Source organism: Streptomyces albicerus (assembly GCF_008905045.1).
GTDB classification, from domain to species: domain Bacteria; phylum Actinomycetota; class Actinomycetes; order Streptomycetales; family Streptomycetaceae; genus Streptomyces; species Streptomyces albicerus.
This window is the reverse complement of the sequence record NZ_VWMY01000053.1, coordinates 17,404-34,954: the sequence shown is the minus strand read 5'-3', so window position 1 is coordinate 34,954 and position 17,551 is coordinate 17,404. Positions and strand designations below refer to the sequence as shown.

13 protein-coding genes are annotated in these 17,551 nt (G+C 72.5%); 7 read left to right on the top strand and 6 right to left on the bottom strand.

The window, feature by feature from the left end:
* Window positions 1-72: 72 nt before the first annotated feature.
* The 3 genes from GAS53_RS38225 to GAS53_RS38215 all read left to right on the top strand — a co-directional run bounded on the left by GAS53_RS38225 (window position 73) and on the right by GAS53_RS38215 (window position 4,969).
* Window positions 73-699 carry a YigZ family protein gene (locus tag GAS53_RS38225; RefSeq protein WP_151482373.1) on the top strand — a complete coding sequence of 209 codons (627 nt, stop codon included), beginning with the start codon at window positions 73-75 and terminating at the stop codon, window positions 697-699.
* Between the two features lie 78 nt (window positions 700-777).
* Window positions 778-1,941, top strand: coding sequence for an exonuclease SbcCD subunit D (locus tag GAS53_RS38220; protein WP_151482372.1), 1,164 nt, complete (start codon window positions 778-780; stop codon window positions 1,939-1,941).
* A gap of 37 nt (window positions 1,942-1,978) precedes the next feature.
* A complete protein-coding gene (locus tag GAS53_RS38215; protein ID WP_151482371.1) occupies window positions 1,979-4,969 on the top strand; it encodes an AAA family ATPase in 2,991 nt (996 codons plus the stop codon).
* A gap of 62 nt (window positions 4,970-5,031) precedes the next feature.
* Here GAS53_RS38215 and GAS53_RS38210 read toward each other — a convergent pair whose 3' ends face one another.
* Window positions 5,032-5,478 carry an Lrp/AsnC family transcriptional regulator gene (locus tag GAS53_RS38210; RefSeq protein WP_151482370.1) on the bottom strand — a complete coding sequence of 149 codons (447 nt, stop codon included), beginning with the start codon at window positions 5,476-5,478 and terminating at the stop codon, window positions 5,032-5,034.
* A gap of 211 nt (window positions 5,479-5,689) precedes the next feature.
* Here GAS53_RS38210 and GAS53_RS38205 point away from each other — a divergent pair, with 211 nt between their 5' ends.
* The 3 genes from GAS53_RS38205 (at window position 5,690) to GAS53_RS38195 (ending at window position 7,842) form a co-directional block, all read left to right on the top strand.
* Window positions 5,690-6,208 (top strand): rhodanese-like domain-containing protein, encoded by a 519-nt coding sequence (locus GAS53_RS38205; protein ID WP_151482369.1) that lies wholly within the window; start codon window positions 5,690-5,692, stop codon window positions 6,206-6,208.
* A gap of 117 nt (window positions 6,209-6,325) precedes the next feature.
* Window positions 6,326-6,841 carry an immunity 21 family protein gene (locus tag GAS53_RS38200; RefSeq protein WP_151482368.1) on the top strand — a complete coding sequence of 172 codons (516 nt, stop codon included), beginning with the start codon at window positions 6,326-6,328 and terminating at the stop codon, window positions 6,839-6,841.
* Window positions 6,842-6,996: 155 nt separating this feature from the next.
* Entirely contained in the window at window positions 6,997-7,842 is an 846-nt protein-coding gene (locus GAS53_RS38195; protein ID WP_151482367.1) for an SDR family oxidoreductase, read from the top strand.
* Window positions 7,843-7,913: 71 nt separating this feature from the next.
* Here GAS53_RS38195 and GAS53_RS38190 read toward each other — a convergent pair whose 3' ends face one another.
* Together GAS53_RS38190 and GAS53_RS38185 are read right to left on the bottom strand one after the other, a co-directional pair.
* A complete protein-coding gene (locus tag GAS53_RS38190; protein ID WP_151482366.1) occupies window positions 7,914-9,605 on the bottom strand; it encodes a DUF885 domain-containing protein in 1,692 nt (563 codons plus the stop codon).
* A gap of 32 nt (window positions 9,606-9,637) precedes the next feature.
* The gene (locus tag GAS53_RS38185) at window positions 9,638-10,216 is read right to left on the bottom strand and encodes an Lrp/AsnC family transcriptional regulator (protein ID WP_225859350.1); all 579 of its coding nucleotides are present in this window, start codon (window positions 10,214-10,216) and stop codon (window positions 9,638-9,640) included.
* A 135-nt stretch (window positions 10,217-10,351) separates the two neighbouring features.
* Between GAS53_RS38185 and GAS53_RS38180 the strand changes: the two genes are divergently transcribed.
* Window positions 10,352-11,518, top strand: coding sequence for a trans-sulfuration enzyme family protein (locus tag GAS53_RS38180; protein WP_151482409.1), 1,167 nt, complete (start codon window positions 10,352-10,354; stop codon window positions 11,516-11,518).
* A 178-nt stretch (window positions 11,519-11,696) separates the two neighbouring features.
* On the opposite strand, the gene GAS53_RS38175 is transcribed toward GAS53_RS38180, so the two are convergent.
* The 3 genes from GAS53_RS38175 to GAS53_RS38165 all read right to left on the bottom strand — a co-directional run bounded on the left by GAS53_RS38175 (window position 11,697) and on the right by GAS53_RS38165 (window position 17,426).
* Window positions 11,697-13,139 carry a GNAT family N-acetyltransferase gene (locus GAS53_RS38175; protein ID WP_225859349.1) on the bottom strand — a complete coding sequence of 481 codons (1,443 nt, stop codon included), beginning with the start codon at window positions 13,137-13,139 and terminating at the stop codon, window positions 11,697-11,699.
* 226 nt (window positions 13,140-13,365) lie between these two features.
* Window positions 13,366-16,026: a DUF7824 domain-containing protein gene (locus GAS53_RS38170; RefSeq protein ID WP_151482364.1), complete on the bottom strand. Its 2,661-nt coding sequence runs from the start codon at window positions 16,024-16,026 to the stop codon at window positions 13,366-13,368.
* Window positions 16,023-17,426 (bottom strand): SWIM zinc finger family protein, encoded by a 1,404-nt coding sequence (locus GAS53_RS38165; protein ID WP_151482363.1) that lies wholly within the window; start codon window positions 17,424-17,426, stop codon window positions 16,023-16,025. The genes GAS53_RS38170 and GAS53_RS38165 overlap by 4 nt, the downstream gene beginning before the upstream one ends.
* Window positions 17,427-17,551: the final 125 nt, after the last annotated feature.

Genomic DNA, 17,551 nt, shown 5'->3' with positions numbered 1-17,551 from the left:
CCGAAGATCACGAAGCGCACCGGGCGGCTCCGGGGCGTCCGCACGCGCGCGTGCAGCGCATACGCTGGCCCGATGCAGGACGAGTACCGCACGGTGGCCCGCGCAGGCGAGCACGAGACCGAGATCAACCGCTCCCGCTTCCTCTGCGCACTGGCGCCGGCGGCCACCGAGCGGGAGGCCCAGGACTTCGTCGCGGCCGTCCGCAAGGAGCACGCGGACGCGACGCACAACTGCTTCGCGTACGTCATCGGCGCCGACGCCGCCGTCCAGAAGGCGAGCGACGACGGCGAACCGGGCGGCACCGCGGGCGTCCCGATGCTGCAGATGCTGCTGCGGCGCGACATGCGATACGTCGTCGCCGTCGTCACCCGCTACTACGGAGGCGTCAAACTCGGCGCGGGCGGGCTGATCCGGGCCTACGGCGGAGCGGTGGGCGAGGCCCTGGACACTCTCGGCACGATCACACGTAAACGCTTTCGCCTGGCGACGGTGACCGTCGACCACCAGCGCGCGGGCAAGGTGCAGAACGATCTGCGGTCGACCGGACGCGAGGTGCGTGACGTGCGGTACGGGGAGGTCGTCACGATGGAGATCGGGCTGCCGGACACGGATGTCGAGGCCTTCCGGGGATGGCTCGCAGACATTACGGCGGGGACAGCCGGGTTCGAACTGGGCGGAGAGGCATACGGGGACGCATAGAGACCAAGGGGCCGCATAACGGGCCGATACGGGAGTAGCCGCCCGTGATGTCCGACCCGGCCGTTAGTCTCGGGGATCATGAGGCTTCTGCACACTTCCGACTGGCATCTGGGCCGGGCGTTCCACCGGGTGAACATGCTCGGCGCCCAGGCCGAGTTCATCGGCCACCTCGTCACGACCGTGCGCGAGCGCGACGTGGACGCGGTGGCCGTGTCGGGGGACGTGTACGACCGGGCGGTGCCCCCACTGTCCGCGGTCGAGCTCTTCGACGACGCCCTGCACCGGCTCGCCGACCTCGGTGTGCCCACGGTGATGATCTCCGGAAACCACGACTCGGCGCGCCGCCTCGGCGTCGGCGCCGGGCTCATCGACCGCGCGGGCATCCACCTGCGGACCGAGCCCTCGGCGTGCGGCACACCGGTGGTGCTGGAGGACGCGTTCGGCGAGGTGGCCTTCTACGGACTGCCGTATCTCGAACCGGCGCTCGTGAAGGACGAGTTCGGGGTCGAGAAGGCCGGGCATGAGGCCGTGCTCGCCGCCGCCATGGACCGGGTGCGTGCCGACCTCGCCACGCGCGCGCGTGGCACCCGTTCCGTCGTCCTCGCCCATGCCTTCGTCACCGGCGGCGAGGCCAGCGACAGCGAGCGGGACATCACGGTGGGCGGGGTAGCTTCCGTGCCGGCCGGCGTCTTCGACGGCGTCGACTACACCGCGCTCGGGCATCTGCACGGCAGCCAGACCATCACCGAGCGCGTCCGCTACTCGGGATCGCCGCTGCCGTACTCCTTCTCGGAGACGGACCACCGCAAGAGCATGTGGCTGGTCGACCTGGGGGCCGACGGTTCTGTGGACGCCGAGCGGATCGACTGCCCGGTGCCGCGCGCACTCGCCCGCGTCCGGGGGCAGTTGGAGGACCTGCTCGCCGACCCGGCGCTCGCGCGCCACGAGGAGGCCTGGGTCGAGGCGACCCTCACCGACCCGGTGCGCCCCGCCGACCCCATGGCGCGCCTCAGCGAGCGCTTCCCGCACACGCTCAGTCTCGTCTTCGACCCCGAGCGGACACCCGACGACCCCGACGTCTCGTACGCCCGGCGTCTCGCGGGCCGCAGCGACCAGCAGATCGCGGAGGACTTCGTGGCCCATGTGCGCGGCGCCGGACCCGACACACGCGAACAGGCCGTGCTCCAGGACGCGTTCGACGCCGTCCGCGCCGACAACACCGTCCGCGAGGTCGCCCGGTGAAGCCGTACGACCTGGACATCGAGGGGGTGGGCGCCCGATGAGGCTGCACCGGCTGCACATCACCGCCTTCGGGCCGTTCGGCGGTGCCCAGGAGGTCGACTTCGACGACCTGTCGGCCGCCGGGGTCTTCCTCCTGCACGGACCTACGGGCGCCGGCAAGACCTCCGTCCTGGACGCCGTCTGCTTCGCGCTGTACGGATCGGTGCCGGGCGCCCGTCAGGGCGGTTCCCTGCGCAGCGACCACGCACTGGCCGGTACGCGTACGGAGGTGACACTCGAACTCACCGTGGCCGGACGCCGGTTGGAGCTCACCCGGCAGCCGCCCTGGGAGCGCCCCAAGAAGCGCGGCACGGGCACCACGACGGAGAAGGCGCAGAGCTGGCTGCGCGAGTACGACGCCACGGCGGGCTCCTGGAAGGACCTCAGCCGCTCCCACCAGGAGATCGGCGAGGAGATCACCCAGCTGCTCGGCATGAGCCGCGAGCAGTTCTGCCAGGTCGTGCTGCTGCCCCAGGGCGACTTCGCGCGCTTCCTGCGAGCCGACGCGGAGGCCCGCGGCAAGCTCCTCGGCCGCCTCTTCGACACCCAGCGCTTCGCCGCCGTCGAGCAGTGCCTGGCCGAGCGCCGACGCGCCGCCGAGACCCAAGTGCGCGCCGGGGACGCGGAGTTGCTCGCCGACGCGCACCGCATGCAGCAGGCGGCCGGTGACATCGTGGAACTGCCGCTGCCCGACCTGGCCCCCGGCGACCCGGGCGTCGCCGAGTCCGTCCTGGAGTGGGCGGCGATCGCCAGGAGCACGGCCCGCGAGCGGTTCACGGTCGCCCACTGCGCCCAGACCGCCGCCGAGTCGGCCCAGGCCGCCGCGGACCGCGTACTGGAGGACGTACGGGAAGTGGCGCGCCTCCAGCGCAGGTTCGCCGAGGCGCGGGAGCGGGCCGTACTGCTGGAGGAGCGCTCCGGTGCGCACCGGGAGGCCCAGGCGCGGATGGAGCGCGCCCGCAAGGCCGAGGCGGTGGCGCCCGCGCTCGGACTGCGGGACGCGACGGAGGCCGAGCATCGGCGGGCTGCCGACGCCGAGGCACGCGCGCGTGCCCTGCTGCCGGAGACCTTCGCCGACGCCGGGGCGACGGGCCTCGCGGCCGCCGCGCGCAAGGCCGCCGAGGAGCTGGGCGGGCTCGAGTCGGCCCGCCGTGCCGAGCACCGGCTTGCCGAACTCGCCACCGAGCACGACGCGTTGGACCGCCAGGAGCGCGCCGACGACGACGTGCTGCAGGAAGCCGAGCTCTGGCTCTCCGAGTGGGAGGCGACCCGGGCAGGCCTTCAGACCCGCATCGAATCGGCCCAGGAGGCCGCCACCCGCGCCGAGCAGCTGGCCGTCCAGCGCGAGCCCGCCCAGAAGCGGCTCACGGCCTCCCGGATGCGCGATCAGTTCGCCGACGACACGGATGAGACACAGCGGCAGGTACTTGCCTCGGCTGAACGGGCGTTGCAGGCACGCGCCCACTGGCTCGACGTCAAGGAACAGCGCCTGAACGGGATCGCGGCCGAGCTGGCCGCGAGTCTGACCGAAGGCGAACCCTGCGCCGTCTGTGGAGCCACCGAACATCCCGCCCCCGCGCGGAAGGTCGACGGCCACGTCGACCGTGCGGCGGAGGAGCGGGCCCTGGCCGCCTACCAGCGCGCCGACAAGCAGCGCGCCGAGGACGAACGCCGGCTCGGCGTCGTACGCGAGGCGCTGGCCGCCGCCACCGCCGAGGCGGGTGACACCCCCACTGTCCAACTGGCCGAGCAGGTCGAGGAGTTGGAACGCCAGTACGGGGCGGCGCGGCGGAGCGCGTCCGGGCTGCACGCCGCGAACGAAGAGCTGAGACGGGGCGAGCAGGAACGCGAGCGGCGAGCCGCCGCCCAGCAGCAGGCAGCGGTCAGTGTCGCGTCCCGTGTGGGCCGGCGGGAAACGCTGGACCGGGAGAAGACCGCCCTGGAAGAGGAGTTGACGCAGGCCCGGGGAGCCGCGGGCAGCGTGGCGGCACGCGCCGCTCAGCTGGAGCGGCAGGTCGCGCTGCTCACCGAGGCCGCGGACGCCGCGCGCGTCGCGGCCGACACCGCGCAGCGGCTCAAGGACGCCGACGCGCGACTCGCCGACGCGGCGTTCCGCGCCGGGTTCGACACACCGCAGGCCGCGGCGGCCGCCCTCCTCGACGACGAAGCCCACCGCGAGCTACAACGGCGGCTCGACGCCTGGCAGCAGGAGGAGGCGGCCGTCCGCGCCGTGCTCGCCGAGGCCGAGACGGCGGCCGCCGCACAGCAGCCGCCCGCCGACCTCGTCGCGGCGGAACAGACCGCGTCCGTCGCCGGCCGACGAGTGCGAGAGGCGGCCTCAGCGCGCGACGCGGCCGCCCGCCGCTGCACGGAACTCGACCGGCTGACCCACCGGGCGGCGGCCTCGGTGCGCCGACTCGGCCCGCTGCGTGAGGAGTACGACCGCGTGGCCCGCCTCGCCACGCTCGCGGCGGGCACCTCCGCGGACAACGAACGCAAGATGCGCCTGGAGTCCTACGTCCTCGCCGCCCGTCTGGAACAGGTCGCGGCGGCCGCGACCGCGCGCCTCCAGCGCATGTCCTCCGGGCGCTACACGCTCGTCCACTCCGACGACCGCGCCGGGCGCGGCCGCAGCGGCCTCGGCCTGCACGTGGTCGACGCCTGGACGGGGCGCGAGCGCGACACGGCGACCCTCTCCGGCGGCGAGACGTTCTTCGCCTCCCTCGCGCTCGCGCTGGGGCTCGCGGACGTGGTCACCGACGAGGCCGGGGGCGTGCGCCTCGACACGCTCTTCATCGACGAGGGGTTCGGCAGCCTCGACGACCAGACACTCGACGAGGTCCTCGACGTCCTCGACTCGCTGCGGGAGCGGGACCGCAGCGTCGGTATCGTCAGCCACGTCGCCGATCTGCGGCGCCGGATCCATGCACAGTTGGAGGTCGTTAAGGGCCGGTCGGGGTCGGTCGTACGACAGCGGGGTGGGGGCTGAGGGGGCCCCTTTCAGCGACCGTCCCTCTCGATGGTGAACGCCCCCGTGAGAGGCCGCAGCCTTCAGTGGCCGATGGGGCGGCGCGGCAAGGGCGACGAGTACACGACGCTCGTCGTCACCGAGCCGAGGGTGCCGATCTTGCCCGACACCTCCTCCAGGTGACCCATTGAGCGGACCGCGACCTTGATGACGAAGCAGTCGTCGCCCGTGACGTGGTGCGCCTCCAGGATCTCGGGGGTCGCGGCGACGAGGTCGTGGAACGGCTTGTAGTTGCCGTTCGGGTAGCGCAGCCGCACGAACGCCAGGATCGGCAGGCCCAGGCTCTCCGGGTCCACGACAGCCGCGTATCCCTGGATGACGCCCGCCTGCTCCAGGCGGCGCACCCGTTCGGTGACCGCGCTCGCGGACATGGAGACGGCACGGGCCAGCTCGGCGAAGGTGGCCCGGCCCTCACGCTGGAGGACGTCGAGGATGCGCCAGTCGGTGGCGTCCGGTGAATACGCGGTCATGCTCGAGGAATAGCAGGGGAATCCCCGGTCGATCAAGAGCAGGGCCGTGGATCGCTTCTTCAGGAAGGGGGCTGCCGGCCATAGATTTCTGACCAGGGAGTTCCGCGCGGCCGGTGCGGAGGAGAGTCACCGGCCCGGTGCCAGGACGGTACCGGCTCGGCTGCCGAAGTGGCGCCGACGCCGCGGGACCGGGGAGAGAAGGCCAACAGACATGATCGTGACCGACACCGACACCGACACCGACACCGACACCAACACCAGCACCTCCGTGAATGCCGTTCTGCGTGTCGCCCCGGCGTCGCCCGCCGCAGCCGCCGCCTACTTCGGTGCGAGCCTCGCCTTCCATGCCGATGTGTCCGACGTCGCCGCCGCGTTGGCGGCCGACGGTGACCCCGGCTTCGTCGTCCTCGACTCCCGCTCCACGGAGTCCTGGGACCAGGGCCATGTGCCCGGCGCGATCCACCTGCCCACCGCGCTCATCCCCGAGCAGGCGGAGCAACTCCTCGACAGGACCGTGCCGGTCGTCACCTACTGCTGGGGCCCGGGCTGCAACGGCGCGACCCGTGCCGCCCTCGCCCTCGCCGAACTCGGCTTCCAGGTCAAGGAGATGCTCGGCGGCTTCGAGTACTGGGTGCGCGAGGGCTTCGAGTTCGAGACCTGGGAGGGGCGCGAGCTGCGCGCCGCCGACCCGTTGACGGCGCCCGTGGACGCGGAGGACTGCGGCTGCTGACAGCCGTAGGAGGGGAGTACGGGAGGACGACAGCTGTACGGACTCAGTCGCATATCACCTCGGCTGAAGGCAAAGGAATCGTCAATTCCGGCCTGGCCGGGCATGTAGTTTCTGGGCATGGCGAGAGACGCGAATCCCAGTTCGGTCGAGTGGGTGGAGTCGGGCGGTGGACCCCTCATAGCAATACCGGAAGTGGTGCTGCCGTTCTGGACGGGGGCCGACGGCGACGAGCTGGCCTCCGACTACGACAGGGCGTGCGAGGTGGAGGGGTTCATCGGCCTGCTGCCCGTCGGCAACACCACGGCCCTCGTCCTCGGCGACGATCCCGCCGCGACCGCGTATCTGCCGGAGCACGGCACGTTCGTACGGTGGTGCGCCGGGGAGTCCGAGCGCGAGCTGCTGGCAGGGGTGCCGGCCGCCCTCGACACCGCGGCGTGGGAGCGGGAGGTGAGCTGGGAGGTCCCCGGGACCGTGATGCTGTTCGACGCGGCCTGGCCGGGGGAGGAGTCGACGAAGACGGGGCATCTGCGGATCGCGCTGGATCCGGGGCGGTACGCGGTGCGGGCGGCGCATGTGAAGCCGGGGCCCGAGACGTGGATGGGCCTTGTACAACTGAGGCGGCTTGGCCGGTGATTGAGGGCGAGGCCCCGTAACTCGGGCTGCTGGGACGGAGCTTCTGGGGCTGGGACGGAGTTTCGGCTGCGGCTGCGGCCGGCGCTGGGGCGGCGCAGCCCCAGCCCCGGAAAATGACATGCGACGCGCGTCGGCGCGCCCCATCATGGTCCGCCATGCCCCAACTCCCTTCCCCCACCCCCGAAGCCCTGCGCCGCGACCCCCTGCCGCTGCGCGGACGTACCGCCCTCGTCACCGGTGCCAGCCGGCGTGGCGGGATCGGTTATGCCGTGGCCCGGCGGCTGGCCGCGTACGGAGCGAGTGTGTATGTGCACCACCATGTGCCGCACGACGCCGAGATGCCCTGGGGTGCGGACCGCCCCGAGGAGGTGGTCGCCGGGGTGCGGGAGGCGCTCGCCGATCCCGAGGCGCGGGTCCTCGACGGGCCGGGCGACCTCTCCGACCCGGCGGCCCCGGCCGAGCTGATCGCCGCGGCCGCGGACGCGCTCGACGGACGGATCGACATCCTCGTCGCCAACCACGCGCTCAGCGGCTCGGACGGCCCGCTCGACACGATCGACGCCGCGATGCTCGATGCGCACTGGGCCGTCGACACCCGGTCCGTGATCCTCCTCGTCCAGGCCTACGCACGGCTGCGTGCCACCCTGCCCCCGCGTACGCCGGGCGGGCGCGTGGTGATGATGACGTCCGGCCAGGACATCGCGGGCGGCATGCCGGGCGAGATCGCGTACGCCCTCCAGAAGGGTGCCCTCGCCTCGGTCACCCGTTCCCTGGCGACCACGCTCGCCGAGCACGCGGTCACCGTGAACACCGTGAACCCCGGCCCGGTCGACACGGACTACATGACAGGCGGCGCGTACGCGACGATCGCCGCGATGTTCCCGGCGGGGCGTTGGGGGATGCCGGACGACCCCGCGCGGCTGATCGCGTGGCTCGCGACGGACGAGGCCGAGTGGGTCACCGGGCAGGTGATCGACTCGGAGGGCGGGTTCCGACGCTGAGGCCGCTGTCCGTACGGTCCGGTGGCCGGGCTCCTGCGCGCTGAGCCCGGCCACCGGACCCCCGTACCGGATCAGAGCCGGGACAGCTCGTCCACCAGGTCGTCCAGGCCCAGCGAACCCTGGGAGAGCGCAGCCATGTGCCAGGCCTTCGCGTCGAACGCGTCGCCGTGGCGCTTCTTGGCGTTCTCACGGCCGAGCAGCCACGCGCGCTCGCCGAGCTTGTAGCCGATGGCCTGGCCGGGGATGGAGAGATAGCGGGTCAGCTCGCTCTCCACGAAGTCCGCCGGGCGGCTGCTGTGCGCGCCGAAGAACTCCTGCGCCAGCTCGGGGGTCCAGCGCTCGCCCGGGTGGAAGGGGGAGCCTGCCGGAATCTCCAGTTCCAGATGCATGCCGATGTCGACGATGACGCGGGTCGCGCGCATCATCTGGGCGTCCAGGTAGCCGAGCCGCTCCTCCGCGTCCTTGAGGTAGCCGAGTTCGTCCATGAGCCGCTCCGCGTACAGCGCCCAGCCCTCGCAGTTGGCGCTGACGCCGCCGATGGTCGCCTGGTAGCGGGAGAGGTTCTCCGCGACGTGCGCCCACTGAGCGAGCTGGAGGTGATGGCCGGGGACGCCCTCGTGGTACCAGGTCGACACCAGGTCGTACACCGGGAAGCGGGTCAGCCCCATCGTCGGCAGCCACGTACGGCCGGGGCGTGAGAAGTCCTCCGACGGCGCCGTGTAGTACGGGGCTGCCGCGCTGCCCGGCGGGGCGATGCGGGACTCCACCTTCCGTACCCGCTCGGCGAGTTCGAAGTGCGTGCCGTCCAGTTCCTCGATCGCCTGGTCCATCAGGCCCTGCAGCCACGCCCGGACCTCGTCGACGCCCTCGATGTGCCGGCCGTGCTCGTCCAGATACGCGAGCGCCACCCACGGGGTCTCGGCGCCAGGCAGGATCTTCTCGGCCTCCTTCTTCATCTCGGCGAGGAGCCGGTGGTACTCGGCCCAGCCGTACGCGTACGCCTCGTCCAGGTCGAGATCCGTACCGTTGAAGTAGCGTGACCAGCGCGCGTACCGCTCGCGGCCCACCGTGTCCGGCGCGCCCTCGATCGCCGGCGCGTACACGTCGCGCATCCAGTCGCGCAGTGCGACCACGGAGGCGGTCGCCGCGCGGGCGGCCTCGTCGAGTTCCGCGCGCAGGGTCTCGGGACCGGCCGACGCGAAGTCCTCGAACCAGCCGCGGCCCGAACCGTCCGTGTCCGACCACTCGGTGAGCTGCTCGATGAACGTCGCGGTGGGGCGCGGACCCGCGTACAGCTTGCGCTCCAGGCCGAGAGCGAGGGACTCGCGGTAGCCGTCGAGGGCCGTGGGCACCGCGCGCAGCCGCTCGGCGATCGCGGCCCAGTCCTCGTCCGTCTCCGTCGGCGTCACGGTGAACACTTCCCGCACCGAGTGAGCGGCCGTGGCCATGTTGCCGACGGATCGCAGTCCCTCCTCGGCCTCGTGCACGGCGAGTTCGGCGGAGAGCCGCTCGCGCAGCAGACGTCCGCAGCGGCGCTCGATGTCACTGTCCGCGCCCGGCTGCCGCTCCGCCTCGTCGAGCCGCGCCAGCGTCGCCCGCGCCAGCTCGGCGAGCGCCTCCTGGCCGGCGGGCGAGGTGTCGGGCAACTTGCTCGAACTCTCCTTCACGCCGAGATACGTGCCGGTGACCGGGTCGAGGGCGATGAGTTCGTCGACATAGGCGTCGGCGACTTCGCGGGGCAGCGGGTTCTTCGTCTCTGACATGCGGCCATCCTCATACGGAGAGGTCGTGCGCGTCAGCCGGATTCCGGCGTGCCCGTTCCTGTTCCTACTCCTGCGCTCGGGCCCGTGCCCGTGCCTGCGCTCGTGCCGGTGCCGGTGCCGGTGCCGGTGCCGGTGCGCGGGCCGGGCGGCAGCAGAGGGCCGCAGTCCCACTGCTGGAAGATCAGCCGGGTCTCCACGCGGGCCACCTCGCGGTGCGCGGTGAACTCGTCGAGGACCAGCCGCTGCAGATCCGCCATGTCCGCGACCGCGACATGCACGAGATAGTCGTCGGGCCCGGTGAGGTGGAAGACGGTACGGGACTCCGGCAGCGCCCTGATCCGCTCCACGAACGGCCCGACCAACTCCCTCCGATGCGGCCTGACCTGCACGGACAGCAGTGCCTCGAGACCCCGCCCCAGCTTGGCCGGATCGAGCCGCAGCTGATGGCCGAGGATCACGCCCGAGCGGCGCAGCCGGGTCACCCGGTCCAGGCAGGTCGAGGGCGCGACGCCGACCTGTGCGGCGAGATCGCGGTAGGTGGTCCGGGCGTCGTTCTGCAGCAACCGCAGAAGATGGAGATCCACCGGGTCCAGTACGACAGATTCGGCCATGGATCGAACGTAACACGGGATTCCGTGCTCATAGTCCGTTGAGTGTTCAGGCTGCTGGGTATGGACTTCGGCAGCATTGATGTGCGCGACGCGTGTGATGACGTAGAGGAAACGGGCCAGGCGACGGCCAAGGCGATGGGGACCGGTGCGCGCGCCCTGGCCACCGAAGCCGTGCATGCCGGGCGGGACGACCTCGCCCGGCAGGGGCTGCACGCCCCGCCGATCGACCTGTCCACGACGTATCCGTCGTACGACAGTCGGGGCGAGGCAGCTCGTATCGACGCCTTCGCCACGGACGGGGCCGAGCCGGAGGGGCCGCCGGTCTACGGCCGGCTGGGCAACCCGACCGTCGCCCGGTTCGAGACCGCTCTCGCGCGGCTGGAGGGCACCGAGAGCGCGGTCGCGTTCGCGAGCGGCATGGCCGCGCTGAGCGCCGTGCTGCTCGTACGGAACGCCATGGGCCTGCGCCATGTCGTGGCCGTCCGGCCCCTGTACGGATGCAGCGACCACCTGTTGACGGCCGGGCTGCTCGGGTCCGAGGTGACATGGGTCGATCCGGCGGGCATCGAGGACGCCCTGCGGCCGGACACCGGTCTGGTCCTCGTCGAGTCACCCGCCAATCCGACGCTCGCCGAACTGGATCTGCGGGCGATCGCCCACGCCTGCGGGAGCGTTCCGCTGCTCGCCGACAACACCTTCGCCACGCCGGTGCTGCAACGGCCTGTCGAGTCGGGTGCGCGGCTCGTGCTGCACAGCGCCACCAAGTACCTGGGCGGGCATGGTGACGTGATGGCCGGCGTGGTGGCCTGTGACGAGGAGTTCGCCGGGCGGCTGCGGCAGGTCAGGTTCGCCACGGGAGGTGTGCTGCATCCGCTCGCCGGTTATCTGCTGCTGCGCGGGCTGTCGACGCTGCCCGTACGCGTCCGGGCCGCCTCCTCGAACGCCGCGGAACTGGCCCGCCGTCTCGCCGCCGACCCGCGCGTCGCCCGCGTCCACTATCCGCGGCTCGGCGGCGCCATGATCGCCTTCGAGATCCATGGCGATCCCCACGAGGTGATCGCCTCCGTTCGCCTCATCACTCCGGCGGTGAGCCTCGGCAGCGTCGACACACTGATCCAGCATCCGGCCTCGATCAGTCATCGCATCGTCGACGCGGAGGACCGGCGGGGGAGTGGGGTCAGCGACCGGCTGTTGCGGCTGTCGGTGGGGCTGGAGGACGTGGAGGATCTTTGGCGGGATCTGGATGGGGCATTGGGGGCGGGGCGGGGGAGCGGTGGCTTGCGGAAGCCCGCCTTGCGCTGACGCACCCGCCGCCTCGCCGAAGGCGGCCCGGGGGGAGAACGGTACGGAGAAGTCCGGTACGGAGAAGACCAGTACGGAGAAGATCGGTACCGCGGCAGGCCCCGGCGTGGTTCGCCGGGGCCTGCCGCCGTCGCGGGACGAGCAGTTCGCTCGTCCTCTCAGCCTCTCAGCCTCTCAGTCAGTCCCGCACGGAGTGCTCGTGCTCGGGCTCGTGCTCCTGGACCTCGTCGTACGGCAGCCGCGACTTCACCGGCGTCGCGTCCAGGCGGGCCGTGATCACGAGCGTGCCTTCCTCGATCTGGTAGTCGAGAGGGAGGTCGAGACCGCGCATCGCGGCGACCATGCCGGTGTTGGACGACTGCGTGACGACGTACACGCTCTCGCAGCCGGCCTCGACGGCCATCGTCACCAGGCGGCCGAGCAGCTCGCTGCCGATACCGCGCCGCTGCCAGTCGTCCTCGACGAGAAGCGCGATCTCCGTCTCGTCGCCGTCCCAGAGGAGATGGCCGAGCGCGACGAGGCGCCCGGAGGCGGTCTGCGCGGCGAGCGTGCGCCCGAAGCGGGGGCTGAGAAGGTGGTTGAGGTACTTGTCGGCGTCGCCGATCGGCCCGTGGTAGCGCATGCTCAGCGTGCGCGGCGAGCACCGCTCGTGCATGGCCTTCGCGGCGTCGACGTCACCGGCGTCGGCGCGGCGCACCGTGATGGCGTTGCCCTGGGACAGGGTCAGTACGTCCTTGCTGCGGGGGACGCGCGGACCGAGCCGGGCGTCCAGCTCGACCAGGGCCCGGGCCCGCGCGAACTCGGTGGGCGTGAACGGCAGATACGGCCGCTCCACAGTGATCACTCCGCCTTCCGGTGCGCGCAGCCGCATCACGGTGTCCTCGAGCGCCCCCTCGACGGGCGCCGCTTCGTCCGCGCGGTCACCACGCACGGACGCGGCGGGCAGCGACCGGATCGTGCACCGCCCCAGCAACTGCCGTAGCGCCAAAGGCAGTTCCGCCGCATCCAACGCCGTGCGCGTCGCCAGGCCGAGGACGCGCGTGGGAGCGTCCACCAGGTCGTGCGCGTCGGCCCGCTCGATCCAGGTGCCGGCGCCGCCCGCCTGCGACACGGCCCGGGTGACTTCGGAGGCCGCCACCTGAGCGGGAGCCCGCAGCAGGAACTCGTCCACGGTGCCCTCGGCCAGCGGATGCGTCTGCAGGCTCAGGATGTCGACCTGCCGTCCCGCCAGCGCCGTGCACAGCGCGGCCAGTGATCCCGGCTCGTCCCGCACGGTGGTCCGCATCCGCCAGAGCACGGTCGCCCCGGCGACGGCCTCCGGCGTGGCCGGGTCCGCCGCGGATGCCCCGGCCTTCCGCACTGCTGCGGTCGGCCGGGTGCCGGTATCGCGCGTCGGCGGGGCGTGGCCGTGGCGTCGTGCCCACCATGTGTGGAATCCGGCCGTGGCGACCAGCACGACCGCCGAGATCGCGAGCAGGGTGGGGCCGTCGGGGCCGTGCCCGATCAGGTTCGCCACGGCGTCGGCGACCGCCACCGCCGTGAACAGCGCGGCCAGTTCGACGAGATCCCGGCGCCAGTGGTGGACCGGCCTGCCGTTTTTCGCACGCGTCACATCAGACATGTCTTGAGTCATACAGCCACTGTGCAGGACGGGTGTTGCGTGATCACGAACGCTTTGTGACTGATCGGTTAAGTATGCTTCTGCCCCCTTTGCTGCATTTTTTACGAGTCTTTGGTGCGAACTGAACGCTCAGGTGAACGGCCTGAACGGCCTGAACGGCCTGAACGGCCTGAACGGCCTGAACGGCCTGAACGGTCTGACCGGGCACGGGCGTTGGGCTCTGGCGTCAGGCGGCCGCCGCCTGATCCAGCGTCGCACGCAGCCGGCGGGCCTGGGTGACGAGCCGGGACGAACCGCGCCGGTCCGCCGTCTGCGCGAGGTGTGCCAGACCGCCGCGCGCCCCGGTCCGTTCGGCGCACTCGGCGGCGACGGCCAGCAGCTCCCCGAACCCGCGGGCGGACGGTGCGGCGCCATCCGTGGCGAGGTCCGCGAGCAGCACGGGCAGCGCGGCCCGGAGTATCGCCCAGACGGTGGCGTACGCGCCGGTCGTCGCCGCGGTCCGTACGGACTCGGCGAGCCGCAGTGGCTTCACCGCCCCGCGCCGGACCAGCTGCCCCAGATCCGCACCGAGCCGCTCGGCGTCCAGCTGTCCCCGCGCGGCCAGGACCAGCAGGGCGTCCACTGCGCTGAGCCGGTCCTCCGGGTGGCGCGCGCCCAGCCCGTACGCAACACAGAGGTGCACGGCTTCACCCGCCTCGCCCTCCGCCTCGGCGATCAGCGGCAGCACGGCGGCATCGCCCCGCGTGCCTTCCACGGCGACAGTGGAGAGCTCGCGCAGCACCCGCGCGGCCATCAACTCCCGCCGCCCGGGCACGACGGCCAGCCAGTGCTGCCGGTCGGCCTGGTTCCAGTAGTGGGGGCAGTACTTGCGGACCATGAACACGGACACGGGCTGCCCTAGCCGACGGAACGTGGGCGGGAGGTCCTCCGGCAACCCGTCGAGCTCGCTGAGCTCGACCAGGATGCGCACCCCCGAGGTCCGCCGTCCACTCATGGGCAAGGACGGGCCGGCGGCCGTGAGCCACCGGGCCAGGCGGTCTCCCTCCGCCGTGCCGAGCGCACCGGCCCGCTCGGCGGCGGCAGCGGCCGCTGCACGGTCGTCGCGCCGCACCCGCAGCAGTGCCTGTGTGAAGTCGGCCGCGCCGGGCCGGGCGCCGAGCCGGCGGTACTGGTCGAGGCGGGCCACCAGCTCGTCCGGCTCCAGGAGCCCCGAACCCCAGGTGGGCGTGGCCAGCAGGAACGGCAGCGGATCGGTGCGCACCCGGTGGGCCGCCTCCCACAAGCGGGCGTTGAGGGCGGCGGACAGCGCGCTGTGCACGCAGGGGTCCGCCAAGAGCCCGTGCTGAACGGCCCTGTGGAGCGTGGCCGTACGGACCCGGCCCAGCAGGGTCGCGAGGACGACCTCCAGACCGTGCGGACTCTCGTGGAAGTACGCGTCCGTCGAGACGTACTGGGGATCGGCGTCGATCCACCAGCGCCGGGCCACCACTGGCTTCAGGGCCTCGGCCAACGCATCCCGGTCCCGGTAGGCGTGCCGCACGAGGCCGTCCAGGGCCCGCTCGAACGTCGCCACGTCGCCGCCGGACACGAGCAGGACCCCGACCTCCTCGGCCAGCTCGGCCATCGAGTCCGGCGCGGCCGCGAGCCGCTTCGGCTCCGGCACGGGCGGCAGCAACTCCACGTAGGGCTCAGGCGCCAGGTCGGTCTCGTCCAGACCCAGCAGTTCCGTGGCCCGCGCGCGGAGCCCAGGGCTCAACTGCCCGGCCGCGTCGGCCACTTCGCCCCGCGCCTCCAACGGCGCCATGTCGAGGTGCCGCTCGACCAGCTTCAGTGCGCGCTGCTGCACGTCCGTGTCCTCGTGTCCGAAGGCCTGCGCCACCGCGGGCAGCAGCTCGGCCACGCTCGACCGGTCGCGCCGGAGCACCTTCCCGAGGAGCACGAGCTGGGCCCGCACCAGCTTCTTCTCCGTGCGGAACAGCACGCCTTCGGACATCTCGGCGAGCTGCCGGGGCGTCAACTCACCGGCCAGCGCCAGGGCGCCGAGCACCGACTGGGCGTGCGACGCCACGGTGGCCACCGCACCGGCGGCGAGCACCAGCCAGTCCGCGGCGCGCTCCCGCTCCTCCTCGCTGGTCAGCTCCAGGGCGGTCAACAGTCGCAGGAACACCCGGTGTTCGGCCGGGGCACCGCCGCGCAGCAGCCGGGCCACGCAGGCGTCGACCATGGCCTTCCGGCCGAGAGTGCCCTCCCGAGTGAGCTGCGCGAGCGCGTGGGGCCAGCTGTCCGGACCGTCACCGAACAGCCAGCTCAGGCGGCCGCCGATGTCGGGGATCTCGAAGAGCGCGGTGACCAGCTCGGCCGTGTACGGGTCCTGGCGAAGCCGCTGCAGGATGGTGTCACCGCGCTGCCACAGACTGCCGACCTGCTCGACCCAGCCCAGTACGTAGGTCTCCGTCGTCGGCACCGCGCAGCCGGACAGCCGGACGAGGCCCGACATCAGCTCGTAGGGCACCTGGGCGGTCTCCGGGCGTTGGGCGAGCCGCTGCGCGACATCGCCCAGCCAGTCACGCTCCCGATCGCCCAGTACATGGAGAAGCACTCCGGGAGACGCCTGGGACCAGCGCATGTCGGCGGCGGTGAGCCAGGCCGCCGCCCCGGCCGCTCCCGTGTGGCATGCCGCACCGGCCGCGTGCAGGGTGGGATACGCCTTGCGGGACACGGCGTCCCAGGGCGCGGTGCGCAGCTCCTTGCGGAGATCCTTCAACGCGGGCAGACAGGCCCGTCGTTCGGCATCCGTCATCCCGTCCAGCAGCCCCGCGGCCTCACCCGTCCGCCCCGCCCGCACGGCCATCAGCAACGCTTCACTCACCGGCACCGCACCACTCATCGCACACCCCCGTCGACCAGAATCTCCGTCCGTCCACCGACCGCTGCCCGGCGGGCCATCCGCACCGCGAGCGCGTGCTTGCACGGCCCTCGCCCGCCCCGGTACTTGGCCCACCACAGGCAGCTGCAGCTCAGCACCCCCGCGTCGTCGCGCACCCGGTGCACATGCCCGTCCTGCGCCGTCACCGTGCCGAGAGCGCCGTCCAGGGCCACCGCGCCCTCCGCGACGAGAGCCCGGGCCGCCCGCAGGCGCGGGTTGTGCCGCTCCACGCGCTCGGCGTCATACGGCAGTTCGCGGTGGAAGTAGGCCGCCTCCGCCGTGTCGTACCCCACGCGCCCCGATGTGCCCAGGCGCACCAGGGCGGCCCGCACCCGCTCGGCCGGCAGTCCCGAGGCGGCGGACAGATCCCCGACGTCGATCCGGGGCTCCCAGGCCAGGAGTACCGCGATCAGCTCCGCGTCCTCGGCCGCCTCGTCGGTGGCCAGTGCGTCCAGGACGCCGCCCTCACCGGAGAAGCCGCGCGAAGCCTCCGGGGACAGCGTCAGAGTGAGCCGCATCCCGGGCAGTACGACCTCCCAGGCACTGGCCGCCGCGGCGTCCCCGGCGAGCGAGGGACCGTACACCCGCAGGGCCGTCGCATGACGAAGCACCCTTTGGAGCGCGATCAGCCGCTCCGGGCCCGGCAGACACACCGCTCCGGGCACCGGCCGGGTCGTGGGCCGCAGACCGCGCCCCGCCGGCACGACCCACCGTGCGCCCCGGGAAGCGCTGCGCGCGGTGGAACGGGGCAGCGAGCGCAGGAACCGCACGGCCTCCGGCGCGGGCAGCTCGGCCCGCAGATCGAAGCCGGCCGCTATCACCTGGGCCTCGGCGAAACCGCGCAGCCAGCGGTCCGGCAGCGGCACCTTCTTCTCCACGACCGGTCCGTCCAGGGTGGTCACGGCCAGTTCGTCCGGGCCGACGCGAAGATGCAGCGGATCGTCGGAGCCGATCCTCGACAGCGCTTCCCGCAGCGGGTTGTTGACGTCGACGTTCGTCGTGCCGTGGCCCACCTCGCCGCCGTCCAGGCCCGCGTCCAGCACGTCCAGACGCGCGTACACCCCACCGCAGCCGGAGAAGGACTCGAAGCGCAGCCGGTCGCCGTTGCCCGTGACCACCGGGTCCAGGGACGCCCGCAGTTGCCGCTGGTAGTAGCGCGCGCCCGCTACGTCCGCCACCGCGAGCAGACCCGCCGACGCCACCTGAGGCGACGTCAGGAAGCCCGTGAAGAAACGGGGATGGTCCTCGACACCGCGGGGCGTCGCACCCCGCGAGGTCTCAAGTCCCAGGCGCCGTCCGCCCGGTGCGGACTCCAGCGCGGAGGGTCGGGTGTAGGCCACGGCCTGCAAAGATCGCGTCATGGGAAAAACCGTAGAGGCGACCACTGACAACCGGTCCTGACCTGCGGAAACATAAGGACCGAGGCAAACGAACGTGCCGCGCACCGGGGGATGACGCCGGTACGCGGCACGAGGTTCGAGGGTAC